Origin of the sequence: Escherichia sp. 20412-1, from assembly GCF_003027595.1 — a bacterium.
In the GTDB taxonomy this organism is placed as follows: Bacteria; Pseudomonadota; Gammaproteobacteria; order Enterobacterales; family Enterobacteriaceae; genus Escherichia; species Escherichia marmotae.
Map to the genome: position 1 here is coordinate 23,924 of NZ_PYQM01000031.1, position 18,510 is coordinate 42,433.

An 18,510-nucleotide genomic window follows, 5' to 3' on the forward strand; every position below is an offset into this window, starting at 1 on the left:
GATACAGCTATGACCATGATTACGGATTCACTGGCCGTCGTATTACAGCGTCGTGATTGGGAAAACCCAGGCGTTACCCAACTCAATCGCCTTGCAGCACATCCCCCTTTTTCCAGTTGGCGCAATAGCAAAGAAGCCCGTGATAATCACCCTTCCCGTCAATTGCGCAGTCTGAATGGTGAATGGTTATTTACCTGGTTTCCGGCACCGGAAGCGGTGCCGGAAAGCTGGCTCGAACGCGATCTCCCAAAAGCCGATAATATTCCGGTGCCGTCAAACTGGCAGATGCTCGGTTACGACGCCCCCATTTATACCAACGTGACCTACCCCATTACGGTGAATCCGCCGTTTGTTCCCGCAGAAAACCCAACGGGTTGTTACTCGCTCACATTTAATGTTGATGAAAGCTGGCTCCAGGATGGCCAGACGCGGATTATCTTTGATGGTGTTAACTCGGCGTTTCACCTGTGGTGTAACGGACGCTGGGTTGGCTACGGCCAGGATAGCCGCCTGCCGTCTGAATTTGACCTGAGCGCCTTTTTGCACGCCGGAGAAAACCGCCTCGCGGTGATGGTGCTGCGCTGGAGTGACGGCAGTTATCTTGAAGATCAGGATATGTGGCGAATGAGCGGCATTTTCCGCGACGTCTCGTTGCTGCACAAACCGACCACGCAAATCAGCGATTTCCATGTTGCTACCCATTTTAATGACGATTTCAGCCGCGCCGTGCTGGAGGCTGAAGTGCGCATGGGTGGCGAGTTGCGCGACTTTCTGCGGGTAACAGTTTCTTTGTGGCAAGGTGAAAACCTGGTCGCCAGTAGCACCGCACCTTTCGGCAGCGAAATTATCGATGAGCGCGGCAGTTATGCCGATCGCGTCACGCTACGTCTGAACGTCGAAAATCCGGCGCTGTGGAGCGCAGAACTCCCGAACCTTTACCGTACAGTTGTTGAACTGCACACCGCCGACGGTACGCTGATTGAAGCGGAAGCCTGTGATGTTGGCTTCCGTCAGGTACACATTGAAAATGGTCTGCTGTTACTGAATGGCAAACCGTTGCTGATTCGCGGCGTTAACCGCCACGAGCATCACCCTCTGCGCGGTCAGGTCATGGATGAGCAGACGATGGTGCAGGATATCCTGCTAATGAAGCAGAACAACTTTAACGCCGTGCGCTGTTCGCATTATCCGAACCATCCGCTGTGGTACACGCTGTGCGACCGCTACGGCTTGTATGTGGTGGATGAAGCTAATATCGAAACCCACGGCATGGTGCCGATGAATCGCCTGACGGATGATCCGCGCTGGTTACCGGCGATGAGCGAGCGCGTAACGCGGATGGTACAGCGCGATCGCAATCACCCGTGCGTGATTATCTGGTCGCTGGGTAATGAATCCGGTCACGGCGCTAATCACGACGCGCTCTATCGCTGGATAAAATCCGTCGATCCCTCCCGTCCGGTGCAGTATGAAGGTGGCGGAGCAGACACTACGGCTACCGATATTATTTGCCCGATGTATGCCCGTGTGGATGAAGATCAGCCCTTCCCGGCAGCACCGAAATGGTCAATCAAAAAATGGCTTTCACTGCCTGGTGAGTTGCGCCCGCTGATCCTTTGCGAATACGCCCACGCGATGGGTAACAGCCTCGGCGGCTTTGCCAAATACTGGCAGGCATTTCGTCAGTATCCGCGTTTACAAGGCGGCTTTGTCTGGGACTGGGTCGATCAGTCACTGATTAAATATGATGAAAACGGCAACCCGTGGTCGGCTTATGGCGGTGATTTTGGCGATACACCGAACGATCGCCAGTTTTGCATGAACGGTCTGGTCTTTGCCGACCGCACGCCGCATCCGGCGCTGACGGAAGCAAAACACCAACAGCAGTTTTTCCAGTTCCGTTTATCCGGGCGAACAATCGAAGTCACCAGCGAATACCTGTTCCGTCATAGCGATAACGAAATCCTGCACTGGTCGCTGGCGCTGGATGGCAAGCCGCTAACGAGTGGTGAAGTGCCTCTGGCTGTCGCGCCACAAGGAAAACAGTTGATTGAATTGCCTGAACTGCCCCAGCCGGAGAGTGCCGGGCAACTTTGGCTCACGGTACAGGTGGTGCAACCAAACGCGACCGCGTGGTCAGAAGCCGGACACATCAGCGCCTGGCAGCAATGGCGACTGGCAGAAAACCTCCGCGTAACGCTCTCGTCTGCGCCCCACTCCGCCCCGCAACTGACCACCAGCGAAACGGATTTTTGCATCGGGCTGGGTAATAAACGTTGGCAATTCAACCGCCAGTCAGGTCTTCTTTCACAAATGTGGATTGGCGATGAAAAACAACTGCTGACCCCGCTGCGCGATCAGTTCACCCGAGCGCCGCTGGATAATGACATTGGCGTAAGCGAAGCGACTCGTATTGACCCGAACGCCTGGGGAGAGCGCTGGAAAGCAGCAGGCCATTACCAGGCAGAAGCAGTGCTGTTGCAGTGTACGGCAGATCGGATTACCGACGCGGTACTGATTACGACTGCCCACGCGTGGCAGTATCAGGGGAAAACCTTATTTACCAGCCGGAAAACCTACCGTATTGATGGACACGGTGAGATGGCCATCAGCGTGGATGTTGAAGTAGCAGGTGATACGCCGCATCCGGCGCGGGTGGGCCTGACCTGCCAACTGGCACAAGTCGCAGAGCGGGTTAACTGGCTCGGATTAGGGCCGCAAGAAAACTATCCCGACCGCCTTACTGCGGCCTGTTTTGACCGCTGGGATATGCCGTTGTCAGAGATGTATATCCCATACGTCTTCCCGAGCGAAAACGGTCTACGCTGCGGAACACGCGAATTGAATTATGGCCCACACCAGTGGCGCGGCGACTTCCAGTTCAATATCAGCCGTTACAGCCAACAACAACTGATGGACACCAGCCATCGCCATCTGCTGCACGCGGAGGAAGGGAGCTGGCTGAATATCGACGGTTTCCATATGGGGATTGGCGGCGACGACTCCTGGAGTCCGTCAGTTTCGACGGAATTCCAGTTGAGCGCCGGTCACTACCATTACCAGTTGATCTGGTGTCAAAAATAATAATAACCGGGCAGGCAATGTCTGCCCGTATTTAGCGTAAGGAAATCCATTATGTTCTATCTAAAAAACACAAACTTTTGGATGTTCGGCTTATTCTTTTTCTTTTACTTTTTTATCATGGGGGCCTATTTCCCGTTTTTCCCGATTTGGCTACATGACATCAACCATATCAGCAAAAGTGATACCGGCATTATTTTTGCTGCTATTTCTCTGTTCTCCCTGTTATTTCAACCGTTGTTTGGTCTGCTTTCTGACAAACTCGGGCTGCGCAAATATCTGCTATGGATTATTACCGTCATGTTAATGATGTTTGCGCCGTTCTTTATTTTTATCTTTGGCCCACTGTTACAATACAATATTATATTAGGTTCGATTGTTGGCGGCATTTATCTTGGCTTCTGTTTTAACGCGGGTGCACCGGCAGTAGAAGCATTTATCGAGAAGGTCAGCCGTCGCAGTAATTTCGAATTTGGTCGCGCGCGGATGTTTGGTTGCGTTGGCTGGGCGCTGTGTGCCTCAATTGTCGGCATCATGTTCACCATCAATAACCACTTTGTCTTCTGGCTGGGTTCCGGCTGTGCGCTCATCCTCGCCGTTCTGCTTTTTTTCGCCAAAACGGATGCACCTTCTTCCGCCACGGTTGCCAATGCCGTAGGTGCAAATCATTCCGCATTTAGTCTTAAACTGGCGCTGGAGTTGTTCAAACAACCGAAACTGTGGTTTTTATCGCTGTATGTTATTGGTGTTTCCTGCACCTACGATGTGTTTGACCAACAGTTTGCTAATTTCTTTACTTCGTTTTTCACCACTGGTGAACAGGGTACGCGAGTATTTGGCTATGTCACAACAATGGGTGAATTACTTAACGCTTCGATTATGTTCTTTGCACCACTGATTATTAATCGCATCGGTGGGAAAAATGCCCTGCTGCTGGCTGGCACCATTATGTCTGTGCGTATTATTGGCTCATCGTTCGCCACCTCGGCGCTGGAAGTGGTTATTCTAAAAACACTGCATATGTTTGAAGTACCGTTCCTGCTGGTGGGCTGCTTTAAATATATTACCAGCCAGTTTGAAGTGCGTTTTTCGGCAACAATTTATCTGGTCTGTTTCTGCTTCTTTAAACAACTGGCGATGATTTTCATGTCTGTTCTGGCGGGCAATATGTATGAAAGCATCGGTTTCCAAGGCGCTTATCTGGTGCTGGGTCTGGTGGCGCTGGGCTTTACCTTAATTTCCGTATTCACGCTTAGCGGCCCAGGCCCGCTTTCCTTGCTGCGTCGGCAGGTGAACGAAGTCGCTTAAGCAATCAATGTCGGATGCGGCGCGAGCGCCTTATCCGACCAACATACCAGAGCGGAATAATCGTAATGAACATGCCAATGAGCGAAAGAATAAAAGCAGGAAAGTTATTTACCGATATGTGCGAAGGTTTACCTGAAAAAAGACTTCGTGGGAAAGCGTTGATGTATGAGTTTAATCACTCACATCCATCGGAAGTTGAAAAAAGGGAAAGCCTGATTAAAGAAATGTTTGCCACGGTAGGAGAAAATGCCTGGATAGAACCACCTGTTTATTTCTCTTATGGTTCCAATATCCATATAGGCCGCAATTTTTACGCAAATTTCAATTTAACCATCGTCGATGACCACACAGTCACTATCGGTGATAACGTACTGATTGCCCCCAACGTTACCCTTTCCGTTACCGGGCACCCTGTACACCATGAATTGAGAAAAAACGGAGAGATGTACTCTTTTCCGATAACGATTGGCAATAATGTCTGGATTGGGAGTCATGTGGTCATTAATCCAGGCGTCACCGTCGGAGAAAACTCTGTTATTGGCGCGGGCAGTGTCGTAACAAAAGACATTCCGCCAAATGTCGTTGCTGCAGGCGTTCCCTGTCGGGTTATTCGCGAAATAAACGAGCGTGATAAACAGTATTATTACAAAGATTATAAAGTTGAATCTTAAGGTTAAATAAGCACAGGAACAAAAGAAGGTAGCAGAGTAATGAATCATGGTAGCCACTGACACAAGTCAGTGGCTGTTCACCCCAGACGATTACCGTTTGTAGTCAATGGCTTCCGGCTGATCCAGATATACAGTGGTTTGTGCCGGTTGTGTACTGGCAATCACCTTACCGCCACGTACCGAATAACGTACCGGAACCTGACGACGCAGCGCGTCAAACCCATTTTCTGCAGGCAGGATAATCAGGTTGGCGCTGTTTCCAGCGGAAACACCATAATCCTGTAAATTGAGCGTTCTGGCACTATGATGGGTGATTAAATTCAGACCATCGTTAATCTGCCCGTAGCCCATCAACTGGCAAACATGCAGCCCCATATGCAGCACTTGCAGCATATTCGCCGTTCCCAGCGGATACCACGGATCGAAGACATCATCGTGACCAAAGCAGACGTTAATGCCGGACTCCAGCATCTCTTTGACGCGCGTAATGCCGCGACGTTTTGGATAAGTATCAAAACGTCCTTGCAGATGAATATTGACCAGCGGATTGGCAACAAAGTTAATGCCGGACATTTTCAGCAAGCGGAACAAGCGCGAAGTATACGCCCCGTTATAAGAGTGCATTGCGGTGGTGTGGCTGGCGGTGACGCGCGCGCCCATTCCTTCACGGTGCGCCAGCGCGGCAACAGTTTCGACAAAACGCGACTGCTCATCGTCTATCTCATCGCAGTGAACATCGATCAGGCGGTCGTATTTTTGCGCCAGCGCGAAGGTTTTATGCAACGACTCCACGCCGTATTCGCGGGTAAATTCAAAATGCGGAATCGCCCCCACTACGTCAGCTCCCAGGCGTAGCGCCTCTTCCAGCAACTCTTCACCGTTGGGATACGACAAAATCCCTTCCTGCGGGAAGGCGACGATTTGCAGGTCAATCCACGGCGCGACTTCCTGCTTCACTTCCAGCATCGCTTTCAGTGCAGTCAGGGTTGCGTCGGAGACATCTACATGGGTACGCACATGTTGAATGCCGTTGGCAATCTGCCATTTCAGCGTTTGCCAGGCGCGTTGCTTAACGTCGTCATGGGTTAATAACGCTTTGCGCTCGGCCCAGCGTTCAATGCCTTCAAACAGCGTGCCGGACTGATTCCAGTTCGGTTGCCCGGCAGTTTGCGTGGTGTCCAGGTGAATATGCGGTTCCACAAACGGCGGTAAAACTAAACCTTTCTCAGCATCCAGACTGTTTTCAGTCACGGGCATGACGCCGGATTGCGCATCAATGGCGCTGATTTTTCCGTCCTGCAGATGAATCTGCCACAGCCCCTCTTTGCCGGGTAACCGGGCGTTAATAATTGTCTGTAAAGCGTTATTCGACACTGTTAGCCTCCACATGCGTCATTGCTGCTGTCGTTCTGCGATTCAAAATCGGGTTAAGGATCAGATAGCTCAGCGCGCCACCTAATACAGCGTTGACCGGAACAATCCCCGGTAACCAGTGGCCTGCGGCAATCCCCAGCGCGACAGCCAGAATCGCCACCCAATTGACACTCATCATACGCGTGGTCGCAAAGTGCTCATAGCGGCGACGGTTCATCAGATAGTCCGCGATGATTACGCCGCCAACGGGAGGGATAGCTGCCGAAAGAAAGGTCAGCCAGCCGACAAAATTGTTGTACAGCCATAATGCGCAGACCGTACCGATAATACCGTTGATGACCGAAAGGGTTTTGCTCGACATACCGGTAATGTTGGCGAAACCTAAACCCGACGCATAGAGCGCGTTATCGTTGGTGGTCCAGATATTCAACCCCAGCACCACAATCGCAGGCAGCAGCAGGCCCTGAGCAATCATCACATCAGAGATATCTGCCATGCCCAATGCCGCAGCACCTGCCGCACCGAAAATAAACATCAACGAGTTGCCGAGGAAAAAGGCCACCATCGCCACCAGCACCGCCAGTTTGGCATTGCGACCAAAACGGACAAAGTCGGCAGTGAGCGTACCTGCACTGATAAATGAACCGACAACCAGCGCCAGCGCGACATTGAAATCTAGCGGTTGTGCGGGAACGACCGCTTTTAATGCCTCCAGACCGCCCATGCCGTTAACGGCCAGCCACACGGAATAACCGCCAAGACAGGCGATCGCCGGAACCGCAATTACAGAAAGAACTGTCAGCGCCGAAATGCCAAAGAACACGGTGACGGTCATCAGTAAACCAGAGACGGCGATGAGCAGATTAATATCCAATCCCGTCGCCTTGCCCACCGGAATGGCAAACATCGCCACGCCAACACCAAACCAGCCAACCTGGGTGCCGCCCAGCAGCAGTGAAGGTAGCCATGAACCTTTAACACCAAAAGAGAAGCGAGCAAGAAGATGGGTCGTCAGGCCAGTTTTTGCGCCAATGTAGCCAAGAAATGAAGTGTAAATACCGAGGAGAAGATTACCGATGAGGACTGCGAGGAAGAAATCATGATAGCTAAGACCGGTTCCGAGAGTGCCGCCGGTCCACATACTGGCGGAAAAGAAGGTTAATCCCAGCATGACGAACGTCAATGCCAATACCCCTTTCCGCGCCGACTGCGGGACTGGCCCCTGGCTAAAGTTGTTATCTTGCGACACGAAATTCCTCCGTTTGCTGTTTGAAACCCAAAAAATCCGCCGCATTCTATTCATCTGAAAATAAAAAGCAATCGTTTCCGTGGTGGAATATATTTTTTATATGGATGAGTGCAAAAAAGTGGATAAAAAATTATCTCTGGAAAAACAGTGGGTAGACTTGATAAGACGCGCCAGCGTCGCATCAGGCATCAAAGCACGGTTGTCGGATGCGGCGCGAGCGCCTTATCCGACCTACGGTTCAGACCTGCAGGCCTGATAAGACGCACCAGCGTCGCATCAGGCATCAAAGCACGGTTGTCGGATGCGGCGCGAGCGCCTTATCCGACCTACGGTTCAGACCTGTAGGCCTGATAAGACGCGCCAGCATCGCATCAGGCATCAAAGCACGGTTGTCGGATGCGGCGCGAGCGCCTTATCCGACCTACGGTTCAGACCTGTAGGCCTGATAAGACGCGCCAGCGTCGCATCAGGCATCACAGCACAGTTGTCGGATGCGGCGCGAGCGCCTTATCCGACCTACGGTTCAGACCTGTAGGCCTGATAAGACGCGCCAGCGTCGCATCAGACATCACAGCACAGTTGTCGGATGCGGCGCGCGACGCGTCCGACAATACCTTACTCTTCCATCGCCTGGCGGATCTGATCCAACGACGCGGGATCATCAATGGTCGTCAGATCCCCCGGATCGCGTCCTTCGCAAATGGCCTGGATCGTGCGGCGCAACATTTTTCCGGATCGCGTTTTCGGCAACTGCGAGACAAACCAAACGTGCGCCGGGCGGCCAAAGTTGCCAATCTGGCTGTCCACCAGCGCCATAATTGCCTTTTCTTCGGAGTGTGCCACCTCGCGGTCTTCCAGACTGTCGCTCTCTTTCGGAATAACAAACGCCACCGCCACCTGCCCTTTCAACGCATCTTTCACCCCTACCACCGCCACTTCGGCAACGCCAGGATGACTGGAGATACTCTCTTCAATCTCGCGCGTGCCCAGCCGATGCCCGGCAACGTTAATCACATCATCAGTGCGCCCGAGAATAAAGTGATAGCCGTCAGCATCGCGGATACCCCAGTCAAAGGTGGCATATACCGGACGGGAAAACAGCGACCAGTATGTCTTCACAAAGCGGTCGTCGTCACCCCAGATAGTCTGAATACAGCCCGGCGGCAGCGGCCCTTCCACCACCAGCATCCCTTTCTCATTCACGCCGCACGGTTCGCCAGTAGCTTCGTTGAGCAACTGCACATTGTAGCCATACATCGGCACGCCGGGGCTTCCCAGACGCGTCGGCCTGTCGTCCAGGCCTCGAGCAATCGCCATAATCGGCCAGCCGGATTCGGTCTGCCAGTAGTTGTCGATGACCGGCACATCCAGTGTATTGCTCACCCAACTGGCGGTCGGTTCATCCAGCGGTTCTCCTGCCAGATAGAGCACTTCCAGCGACGAGAGATCGTGTTTACGAATTTCAGCAGTAGGAAATTTTTTCAGCACGCGAATAGCGGTCGGCGCTGAGAACATTCGGCTCACCTGATATTTCTCGACAATTTTCCACCACACGCCACAGTCCGGCCAGGTCGGCAACCCTTCGTAAACAATGGTCGCCATCCCCGCCAGCAGCGGTGCGTAGACAATATAAGAATGCCCCACCACCCAGCCGATATCCGACGCGCAAAAGAACACACCGCCCGCTTTGCCACCAAAAATGTTTTCCATTGAGGTTGCCAGCGCCACCGCATAACCGCCGACGTCACGCTGCACGCCTTTAGGTTTTCCGGTCGTGCCGGAGGTGTAGAGAATGCAGGAAGTTTCGTTAGATTCCAGCCAGGCGACCGGCACCCGCGCGCCGATGTGCTGATGACGCAACGAAGCGAAATCAACATCCCGCCCGCTGACGCGCGCCATTTTCGCCAGCCCGCGATCCACCAGCAAAACGTGGCGCGGTTGGTGCTGCGCCTGCTTTATCGCATCATCGAGCAATTTTTTATAGGGAATGATTTTGCCGCCACGCGCCCCGGCATCTGCCGAGACAATCAGCACCGGTTTGGCGTCGTCGATTCGCGCCGCCACGCTGTGCGAAGCAAATCCACCAAATACCACCGAGTGAATAGCACCAATCCGCGCGCAGGCCAGCAGGGTAATGTGCGCTTCGGCAATCATCGGCATATACACCAGCACCCGATCGCCGCGCTGCACGCCCAATGAGCGCAACATTGACGCCACCGCGTTCACTTCGTCATATAACTGGCGAAAGGTAAACGTGCGCTCTTCTTCTGTTTCCGAAGAGACGGCAATCAGCGCCAGCGCCTCTGGCTGTTTCTCCAGCCAGCGGTCGACGGCGTTGTGGCACAAATTGGTTCGGCCTTCACAAAACCAACGGGCAAACGGCGGATTGCTGTGATCGAGCGTTTGCGTAAAGGGCGTCTGCCAGTCGATACGCAGGGCCTGCTCGGCCCAGAACTGCTCCGGTTCGTTAATCGAACGCTGATAAAATTCGCTAAAAGACATAATGCTCTCCTGTTGAACTTACGCCTTACCGCCGTTTGCTTAAATCACGTACAGGTCGAGATACTCATTGACCGGCATCTGCTCGAGGCGAGTTCTGTCGAGAGAAACCGCCAGAATGTGCTGCTGCTGGCGAGTCGGGAACTGGCGCGCAAGGTTGATTTTGAATTTATCGACCAGCTTCGGAATGCCATCCTGACGGCGGCGGGCATGACCAATTGGGTACTCCACCACCACTTCTTCAAAGCGCGTACCATCGGTGAACTCAAGGGTAATGGCGTTGGCAATAGCGCGTTTTTCCGGGTCGTGGTAGTCGGCAGTAAACGCCGGATCTTCAAAGCAAGTGATCTTCTCGCGCAGGGCGTCGATGCGTTTATCTTGCGCAACCTTGTCTTCGTAATCTGCCGCCGTTAAGCGCCCAAACAGCAGCGGGATCGCCACCATGTACTGAATGCAGTGGTCGCGGTCAGCCGGGTTATTGAGCGGCCCTTTTTTGTCGATGATGCGAATACAGGCTTCGTGGGTGCGGATGGTCACTTTTTCGATATCCGCCGCTGTTTTACCTGCAGCCTGCATCTGTTCATAGAGCGTCATCGCCGCTTCAACTGCCGTCTGGGAGTGGAACTCCGCCGGGAAGGAGATTTTGAACAGCACATTTTCCATAACGTAGGAACCGTACGGACGCTGGAAGCGGAACGACTCACCTTTGAAGGAGACGTCGTAGAAGCCCCACACCGGCGCAGTCAGGGCTGACGGATAACCCATTTCGCCGGTTTTCGCCATCAGCGCCAAACGTACCGCGCGGGATGTGGCATCGCCCGCCGCCCAGGATTTACGCGTGCCGGTGTTCGGCGCATGACGATAGGTGCGCAGCGACTGACCGTCCACCCACGCCAGCGAAACAGCGTTGAGAATTTCCTCGCGGGTCAGGCCGAGCATTTCGGCCACCACGGCGGTGGAAGCCACTTTCACTAACAAAACGTGGTCGAGGCCGACGCGATTAAAGGCGTTTTCCAGCGCGATGCAGCCCTGAATTTCGTGGGCTTTGATCATTGCGGTCAGCACGTGCTTCATGGTCAATGGCGCTTTGCCGCTGGCGACTGCGTTGCGGGATAACCAGTCCGCCGTGGCGAGAATACCGCCGAGGTTGTCGGAAGGATGGCCCCACTCCGCTGCCAGCCAGGTATCGTTGAAATCGAGCCAGCGGATCATCGCACCGATGTTAAACGCAGCCTGGACAGGGTCGAGCTGGAACTGAGTTCCGGGGACACGCACGCCGTTAGGTACGACGGTGCCGGGGACAATTGGCCCCAGCAGTTTTTTACAGGCTGGATATTCCAGCGCTTCCAGACCACAGCCGAGGGTATCGAGCAGGCAGTAATGGGCGGTGTCGTAGGCCACTCTGGAACTGATTTCGTAATTCATGACGTAATCGACGATATCAACGATTTCACGGTCGAATTCCGGGCGAATGTTGTTGATTTGAGCTGACATTGGGTACGTTTCCTTATTGTTATTCGTAGAGGTTTACTGGCGCTTATCCAGCGCAACAAACTGACGGTCTTCCGGTCCAACGTAATTCGCGGAAGGACGGATAATTTTGTTGTCCTGACGTTGTTCAATAATGTGCGCCGCCCAGCCGGTAATGCGAGCGATGACAAACAGCGGAGTGAACATCTCAGTGGGGACGCCCATCATGTTGTAGGAAACGGCAGAGAACCAGTCGAGATTGGGGAACATCTTTTTCGTCTCCCACATCACCGTTTCCAGACGATCGGCGATGTTGTACATCTTCAGTGAACCGCCTTCCTGCGAGAGCTGCTTCGCCACACGTTTGATCACCTGATGGCGCGGATCGGCAATGGTATAAACCGGGTGCCCGAAACCAATGACCACTTCTTTGTTTTCCACGCGTTTACGAATATCCGCTTCGGCTTCATCCGGCGTTTCGTAGCGTTGTTGGATCTCCAGCGAAACTTCATTCGCCCCGCCGTGTTTCGGCCCACGCAGTGCGCCGATTGCGCCGATAATGGCTGAATACATGTCAGAACCGGTGCCCGCAATAACCCGGCTGGTGAAGGTGGAGGCGTTAAACTCGTGCTCGGCGTACAGCACCAGCGAAATTTGCATCGCCTTTTCCCAACTTTGCGACGGCTTTTCGCCATGCAGCAGATGCAGGAAGTGGCCGCCGATGGAGTCGTCATCGGTTTCCGGCTGGATGCGTTCGCCGTTGTGGCTGTAGTGATACCAATAGAGAAGAATCGAACTCAGCGACGCCAATAATTTGTCAGCAATATCCCGCGCGCCTGAGACGGTGTGCCCCTCTTTTTCCGGCAGCGTACAGCCGAGCGCAGAAACGCCTGTGCGCATGACATCCATCGGGTGCGACGCCGCAGGTAAGGCCTCCAGCACGGTACGCACGTTAGCCGGTAAACCACGCAGGGCTTTCAGTTTCGTTTTGTAGGCGGCGAGTTCGTCACGGGTCGGCAGCTTGCCGTGGATCAGCAGATGCGCCACTTCTTCAAATTCGCAATGTTCTGCGAGGTCGAGAATATCGTAACCACGGTAGTGCAGGTCATTGCCGCTTTTACCCACCGTGCAGAGCGCCGTATTGCCCGCCGGAACGCCGGAAAGTGCCACAGATTTTTTCGGTTTAATGACATGGGTACTGTTTTGCAGGATCGTTGTGTCGCTCATGTTGTCCTCGTCATTGTTATCATTTGTAGGGTCGGGATTGTTGTCGGATGCGACGCCATGCGTCTTATCCGACCTACAGTTCAGCACGCCCCGTAGGCCTGATAAGTCGCGTCAGCGGCGCATCAGGCATCGGTTGTCGGATGCGACGCCATGCGTCTTATCCGACCTACAGTTCAGTACACCCCGTAGGCCTGATAAGTCGCGTCAGCGGCGCATCAGGCATTGGTTGTCGGATACAACCAACAGGCGTTTGTTTTATTTCGCCTGACTACGGGCAAACAGATCGTCGAGCTTCTCTTCGTACTGGTAGTAGTTGATGCTTTCGTACAGCTCGTTGCGGGTTTGCATGGTGTCGATGACGCTTTTCTGCGTGCCTTCCTGACGCAGGACGTTGTAGACATGTTCGGCAGCGCGGTTCATGGCGCGGAACGCTGACAGAGGGTACAGCGCCATTGCGACATGAGCGCTGCGTAATTCATCGGTGGTAAACAGCGGCGTAGCGCCAAATTCGGTAATGTTGGCAAGGATCGGCACCTGCACCGCATCGGCAAACTGGCGGTACATGGCGAGTTCGGTAATTGCCTCCGGGAACAACATCTCGGCACCGGCTTCAACGTAAGCCTGCGCACGCTCAATCGCCGCGTCCAGCCCTTCAACCGCCAGCGCATCGGTGCGCGCCATGATCACAAAATCAGGATCGGTTTTCGCATCCACTGCCGCGCGGATCCGATCCACCATCTCTTCTTTCGAGACGATCGCTTTGTTCGGGCGATGACCGCAGCGTTTCGCACCAACCTGATCTTCAATATGCAGCCCCGCCGCACCGGCCTTAATCATCGATTTCACTGTACGAGCGACGTTAAAGGCCGAAGAGCCAAAACCAATATCAGCATCGACCAGCAACGGCAGCGAGCAAACGTCGGTAATACGGCGAATATCGGTCAGTACATCATCAAGGGTAGAAATACCGAGATCGGGCAACCCCAGCGAACCGGCCGCCACACCGCCGCCGGAGAGATAAATTGCCTGATATCCGGCACGCTGTGCCAGCAACGCATGGTTAGCGTTAATGGTGCCGACAATTTGCAACGGGGTTTCTTTGGTGAGTGCGGCGCGAAACGCTTTACCTGGAGAGTGTAGAGACATAGCCCATCCTTTGTTATCAACTTGTTATTTCGTTGATAAACACAAAGCAAGGGCTGTGCCACAATTACTCAAATCAAACTAAGTATTAAATTTCAATAAGTTATTAAAATCACGCTTAATTAATCCGCAAATATGCGTTTCAGTTAACGTTTCAGACAATGTTTCACTGCGTTTCATTGCAACAATGATGAAACAAGTCTAAACCCAATATTCGGTTTCTTGATTTATGGCGCGCAATGGCACATCCACCTCGACTTAACGACGACAAACCGGTTATCTGGACAGTATCGGTGACGCGCTTGTTCGAGCTGTTTCGCGATATCAGCCTCGAGTTTGATCACCTGGCGAACATTACCCCTATCCAGCTTGGCTTTGAGAAAGCGGTGGCCTACATCCGTAAGAAACTGGCAAGCGAACGCTGCGACGCCATCATCGCCGCAGGCTCTAACGGCGCGTACCTGAAAAGCCGCCTGTCGGTGCCGGTGATTCTGATTAAACCCAGCGGCTTTGACGTATTACAGGCGCTGGCAAAAGCGGGAAAACTCACCTCGTCTATCGGCGTCGTCACCTATCAGGAAACTATCCCGGCGCTGGTGGCTTTTCAAAAAACGTTTCATTTGCGCCTCGACCAACGCTGCTACATCACCGAAGAAGACGCACGTGGGCAGATCAACGAACTGAAAGCCAACGGCGCCGAAGCGGTAGTTGGTGCTGGGCTGATTACCGATCTGGCAGAAGAAGCCGGGATGACCGGTGTTTTTATCTATTCTGCCGCCACCGTGCGCCAGGCATTCAGCGATGCGCTGGATATGACGCGCATGACGCTACGCCATAACGCCCACGATGCGACCCGCAACGCGCTGCGTACTCGCTACGTTCTGGGCGATATGCTCGGTCAATCGCCACAGATGGAACAGGTGCGGCAAACCATTTTGCTGTATGCCCGCTCAAATGCTGCGGTGCTGATTGAGGGAGAAACAGGAACCGGCAAAGAGCTGGCAGCGCAGGCAATTCATCGGGAATACGTTGCCCGCCACGATGCGCGACAGGGGAAAAAATCGCATCCGTTTGTTGCCGTTAACTGCGGGGCGATTGCTGAATCACTGCTGGAAGCGGAGTTGTTTGGCTATGAGGAAGGGGCATTTACCGGCTCGCGACGCGGAGGCCGCGCCGGGCTGTTCGAAATTGCCCACGGCGGCACGCTGTTTCTGGATGAGATAGGCGAAATGCCGCTGCCGTTGCAGACTCGCCTGCTGCGGGTATTGGAAGAAAAAGAGGTCACCCGCGTCGGCGGGCATCAACCGACTCCGGTGAATGTGCGAGTTATCAGCGCCACCCACTGCAATCTGCAAGAGGATATGCAGCAAGGGCGGTTTCGCCGTGATCTGTTTTATCGGCTGAGTATTTTGCGCCTGCAGTTACCCCCACTACGCGAGCGGGTTGCGGATATTCTGCCGCTGGCGGAAAGCTTTTTGAAAGTGTCACTGGCAGCACTTGCCGCCCCGTATTCTGCTGCGTTACGCGAGGGGTTAAATACCTGCCAGGCGGTGTTATTGCACTATAAGTGGCCGGGGAATATTCGCGAACTACGCAATATGATGGAACGACTGGCGCTATTTTTAAGCGTGGAACCGATGCCAGATTTAACGCTGCAATTTCTGCAGCGATTATTGCCAGAACTGGCCAAAGAATCGGTTAACGTTATCGCCGCCACCGTGCTGACACCACGGCAGGCGCTGGAGAAATTTAACGGCGATAAAACAGCAGCAGCGAATTATTTAGGCATCAGCCGCACGACGTTCTGGCGGCGATTAAAAAATTAAATTGCCGGACGCGGCGTGAACGCCTCATCCGGCCTGCAAAACTATGAATATCAATATGTTGCATTTACTGATAAACGTGCGCATTAGGCATGTTTACATGGACTTAAGAATTACTTCTTCTTATAAATATTTGCCGTGCCGTGGATCTTATTGTCAGTCTGACCGGAGGTCAGCACTAACACATCAGCCCCTTTTTCATCCGCTTTTTTGATCAAATCTTCTTTCGCATCTGCGGTCGACATTTCATTACTGGTTGAAATATCACCTATTTTTTCATATTGCGATTCAACCTTTTCAAATTCCGCTTTGGTCATCAATTCCGCTGCATAAACGTTTGTGACAACAAAAGCTAACGCACCAACTAAGAGCTTAGTTCCAGTTTTCATCGGTGAACTCCATGATGTGTGATTAGGCTAATACCCTGAAGCTAACAGTCATCATCAGGGTTGATTAATAAGTAGTTCAGCGATTAAGAAAAATCTATAGCAAAAGAGAATATATTTGTATTATTCTTAATGTGAATCCCACTTCTCCTGCCAGTTAATAACTCTTCCTGCAATTGTCGCTGGTATCATTTGAATTATTTTTTATAATAATCTCAAATTTTCACCCTGCCAGAAACTCAATGTAAAAATCATGAAGCCCACATCATTTTTCTTAATAAAAAAACTTTAACCATCTATTTAATTGATTTATATAAGCTTTACTTATTGCACTTTTATAGTCCTTAAGACGATTTATTATTATTTTTTTCAGAAATACCATGTTAACATATTGACATCGATGACAAACCACAAAAAGCTATCAATGCAATAAATAACTAACACTTTAATATATTTATTGCACCCTCTGTTACAGATATTCTTATTTAGAGAATTGCATACTTACGCCTTGCAAGGTTTCAGGAAGAAAAGATGTGCAATAGAAAAGCATTTCGCCATTTAATTTTTAAGGATAAAAGTGAGTGATATGAAATCAGCAAAAAAAAGCTTATCGACACGGGCGATAGCCATTTATACCATATTATTTACGCCAGTATCCTTGGCTATCACCCCACCTGTAAATTCAGATAGTAATGTTGTCATTAATAATAATGAAGAGATAAAACTCATTGCGTCAGAAGGCTACGATCCCGGATGGGAGCATTTTAACTCATTGAAAGTAGGTGAAGACTCTAATGGTTCATTACTCATTGATAATCTTTCACTTACCACTTCAGCAGCCAGCATTGGTAATAATGCTGAAGGCTCCATCACTTTAACAAACCATACCAACTGGCAGTTCGACACACCTTCCTCCAATATTTTTTTAGGCACTAACGAAGGCTCCGGTACGTTATACGTGTTAGATGGTAGTAAGATAAGTGGCCTGCAATCAATAAGAGTTGGTGAGTTTTATGGTGATGCCAGGGGGACGTTGGTTATTGATGGGGAAAGCTCATCAGTCACCTCTAAAATTGCTATTGTTGGCGATCAGGGAACAGGGAAAGTATCTGTTACTAATGGCGGAACACTCACTTCCCTGACTCAAATGAATATTGGGTATGTTGACGCCCATTCTTCTCTGTCAGCTAACCAGAGTAGCTATGGAGAAGTTCTGGTTGCCGACAAAAATTCAACAGTAAATGCCCCATATATACTTCTTGGCGGATATAATACATCTTCCGTTTCTGATACTACCGGAATTCTCACTGTCAGCAACGATGGTGTAATCAATGCGAATTCATATATCTGGGTTGGTGTCTCCTCTAACGGAACAGGAATGTTAAATATTGGAGGTGCACAAGGTGAGGCTGCGCAGCCTGCTGGTTCAATTAATACACCCCGAATTTATTTAGGGGGGACAAATGCGTCAACCACTTCAATATTAAACTTTAATCACACCAACGCTGATTTTGTCCTGACCTCATACATAGACGGTAAAGGCCAGGTTAACCAGGTAGGTTCCGGAACAACCACATTATCCGGCTCGAATATCTATACTGGTGATACCTATATAACTAAAGGCAGCCTACGCGCTGGTAAAGTAGATACCTTCAGCCCCAACTCCGATTATATTGTCGACAGCGGTGGAGATCTCGATTTAAACGGTTATTCACAAACGTTAAAAACGCTGGCACTGGCTGGAACAGCAACGTTGTCTGCGTATGAAAATGGCCACGAGTTCACGCCGACCACACTGACCATTAACGGTAACTATACTGCCAATGATGGTTTGTTAGTCATGCATACGGTATTAGGCGATGATAATTCCGTAACGGATAAACTCATCGTAAAAGGTGATACTTCCGGTAGTACCCGCGTCATGGTCAACAATGCGGGCGGTCTGGGCGCGGATACTCTGGAAGGGATAAAAATTGTGGAGGTTGACGGCCTGTCAGAGGGCGTTTTCAGTAAAGAAGGTCGTATTGTTGCCGGTCCCTATGACTACAACGTGGTAAAAAGCGACAACCAGAACTGGTTTTTAACCAGTGAAATTCCCGCAGGACCGTATACCCCACCGGAACTGCCCGTCATCCCGGAACCAGACCCTGAGCCCCCTGTAACACCAGAACCGCCTGTGACACCGGAGCCACCTGTTACGCCATCTGTTCCACAACCAGAACGAAAACATCTGTATCGCCCGGAAATTGGCAGCTATCTGGCCAATATTCAGGCGGCAA

The 18,510-nt window shown here is 51.8% G+C and carries 13 protein-coding genes; 6 read left to right on the forward strand and 7 right to left on the reverse strand.

What is annotated here, in order from left to right:
• Window positions 1-9 precede the first annotated feature (9 nt).
• The 3 genes from C7B16_RS17875 to lacA all read left to right on the forward strand — a co-directional run bounded on the left by C7B16_RS17875 (window position 10) and on the right by lacA (window position 5,060).
• The gene (locus C7B16_RS17875) at window positions 10-3,084 is read left to right on the forward strand and encodes a beta-galactosidase (RefSeq protein WP_107179965.1); all 3,075 of its coding nucleotides are present in this window, start codon (window positions 10-12) and stop codon (window positions 3,082-3,084) included.
• 51 nt (window positions 3,085-3,135) lie between these two features.
• A complete protein-coding gene (lacY, locus tag C7B16_RS17880) occupies window positions 3,136-4,389 on the forward strand; it encodes a lactose permease (protein ID WP_000499565.1) in 1,254 nt (417 codons plus the stop codon).
• A gap of 65 nt (window positions 4,390-4,454) precedes the next feature.
• Window positions 4,455-5,060, forward strand: a complete 606-nt coding sequence (gene lacA, locus C7B16_RS17885) for a galactoside O-acetyltransferase (RefSeq protein ID WP_016262973.1) — start codon at window positions 4,455-4,457, stop codon at window positions 5,058-5,060.
• Between the two features lie 90 nt (window positions 5,061-5,150).
• Here lacA and codA read toward each other — a convergent pair whose 3' ends face one another.
• Both codA and codB read right to left on the reverse strand, forming a co-directional pair.
• Window positions 5,151-6,434, reverse strand: a complete 1,284-nt coding sequence (codA, locus tag C7B16_RS17890; RefSeq protein ID WP_001515837.1) for a cytosine/isoguanine deaminase — start codon at window positions 6,432-6,434, stop codon at window positions 5,151-5,153.
• Window positions 6,424-7,683 (reverse strand): cytosine permease, encoded by a 1,260-nt coding sequence (codB, locus tag C7B16_RS17895; RefSeq protein WP_000076244.1) that lies wholly within the window; start codon window positions 7,681-7,683, stop codon window positions 6,424-6,426. The genes codA and codB overlap by 11 nt, the downstream gene beginning before the upstream one ends.
• 118 nt (window positions 7,684-7,801) lie before the next feature.
• Between codB and C7B16_RS24840 the strand changes: the two genes are divergently transcribed.
• Window positions 7,802-7,939, forward strand: coding sequence for a hypothetical protein (locus C7B16_RS24840; RefSeq protein ID WP_166697394.1), 138 nt, complete (start codon window positions 7,802-7,804; stop codon window positions 7,937-7,939).
• Window positions 7,940-8,298: 359 nt separating this feature from the next.
• On the opposite strand, the gene prpE is transcribed toward C7B16_RS24840, so the two are convergent.
• The 4 genes from prpE to prpB all read right to left on the reverse strand — a co-directional run bounded on the left by prpE (window position 8,299) and on the right by prpB (window position 14,025).
• Entirely contained in the window at window positions 8,299-10,185 is a 1,887-nt protein-coding gene (gene prpE, locus C7B16_RS17905) for a propionate--CoA ligase (RefSeq protein WP_105225145.1), read from the reverse strand.
• A gap of 39 nt (window positions 10,186-10,224) precedes the next feature.
• Entirely contained in the window at window positions 10,225-11,676 is a 1,452-nt protein-coding gene (locus C7B16_RS17910; RefSeq protein WP_001515835.1) for a bifunctional 2-methylcitrate dehydratase/aconitate hydratase, read from the reverse strand.
• 33 nt (window positions 11,677-11,709) lie between these two features.
• Window positions 11,710-12,879 (reverse strand): bifunctional 2-methylcitrate synthase/citrate synthase, encoded by a 1,170-nt coding sequence (prpC, locus tag C7B16_RS17915; RefSeq protein WP_107179967.1) that lies wholly within the window; start codon window positions 12,877-12,879, stop codon window positions 11,710-11,712.
• Window positions 12,880-13,134: 255 nt separating this feature from the next.
• The gene (prpB, locus tag C7B16_RS17920) at window positions 13,135-14,025 is read right to left on the reverse strand and encodes a methylisocitrate lyase (RefSeq protein ID WP_001515833.1); all 891 of its coding nucleotides are present in this window, start codon (window positions 14,023-14,025) and stop codon (window positions 13,135-13,137) included.
• Between the two features lie 236 nt (window positions 14,026-14,261).
• Between prpB and prpR the strand changes: the two genes are divergently transcribed.
• Complete coding sequence (gene prpR, locus C7B16_RS17925; RefSeq protein WP_107179968.1) at window positions 14,262-15,848, forward strand: propionate catabolism operon regulatory protein PrpR; 1,587 nt, start codon at window positions 14,262-14,264, stop codon at window positions 15,846-15,848.
• A gap of 110 nt (window positions 15,849-15,958) precedes the next feature.
• On the opposite strand, the gene yahO is transcribed toward prpR, so the two are convergent.
• Window positions 15,959-16,234 carry a DUF1471 family periplasmic protein YahO gene (gene yahO, locus C7B16_RS17930; RefSeq protein ID WP_000848012.1) on the reverse strand — a complete coding sequence of 92 codons (276 nt, stop codon included), beginning with the start codon at window positions 16,232-16,234 and terminating at the stop codon, window positions 15,959-15,961.
• Window positions 16,235-16,817: 583 nt separating this feature from the next.
• Here yahO and C7B16_RS17935 point away from each other — a divergent pair.
• The coding region (locus C7B16_RS17935; RefSeq protein WP_258182573.1) for an autotransporter outer membrane beta-barrel domain-containing protein at window positions 16,818-18,510 on the forward strand (1,693 nt) is incomplete at its 3' end.

What these genes read in the sequence shown, in the direction of transcription:
- C7B16_RS17875 (WP_107179965.1), top strand. Translation starts at nt 10, where the DNA reads ATGACCATGATTACGGATTCACTGGCCGTCGTATTACAGCGTCGTGAT.
- lacY (WP_000499565.1), top strand. Translation starts at nt 3,136, where the DNA reads ATGTTCTATCTAAAAAACACAAACTTTTGGATGTTCGGCTTATTCTTT.
- lacA (WP_016262973.1), top strand. Translation starts at nt 4,455, where the DNA reads ATGAACATGCCAATGAGCGAAAGAATAAAAGCAGGAAAGTTATTTACC.
- prpE (WP_105225145.1), bottom strand. Translation starts at nt 10,185, where the DNA reads ATGTCTTTTAGCGAATTTTATCAGCGTTCGATTAACGAACCGGAGCAG.
- C7B16_RS17910 (WP_001515835.1), bottom strand. Translation starts at nt 11,676, where the DNA reads ATGTCAGCTCAAATCAACAACATTCGCCCGGAATTCGACCGTGAAATC.
- prpC (WP_107179967.1), bottom strand. Translation starts at nt 12,879, where the DNA reads ATGAGCGACACAACGATCCTGCAAAACAGTACCCATGTCATTAAACCG.
- prpB (WP_001515833.1), bottom strand. Translation starts at nt 14,025, where the DNA reads ATGTCTCTACACTCTCCAGGTAAAGCGTTTCGCGCCGCACTCACCAAA.
- prpR (WP_107179968.1), top strand. Translation starts at nt 14,262, where the DNA reads ATGGCACATCCACCTCGACTTAACGACGACAAACCGGTTATCTGGACA.
- yahO (WP_000848012.1), bottom strand. Translation starts at nt 16,234, where the DNA reads ATGAAAACTGGAACTAAGCTCTTAGTTGGTGCGTTAGCTTTTGTTGTC.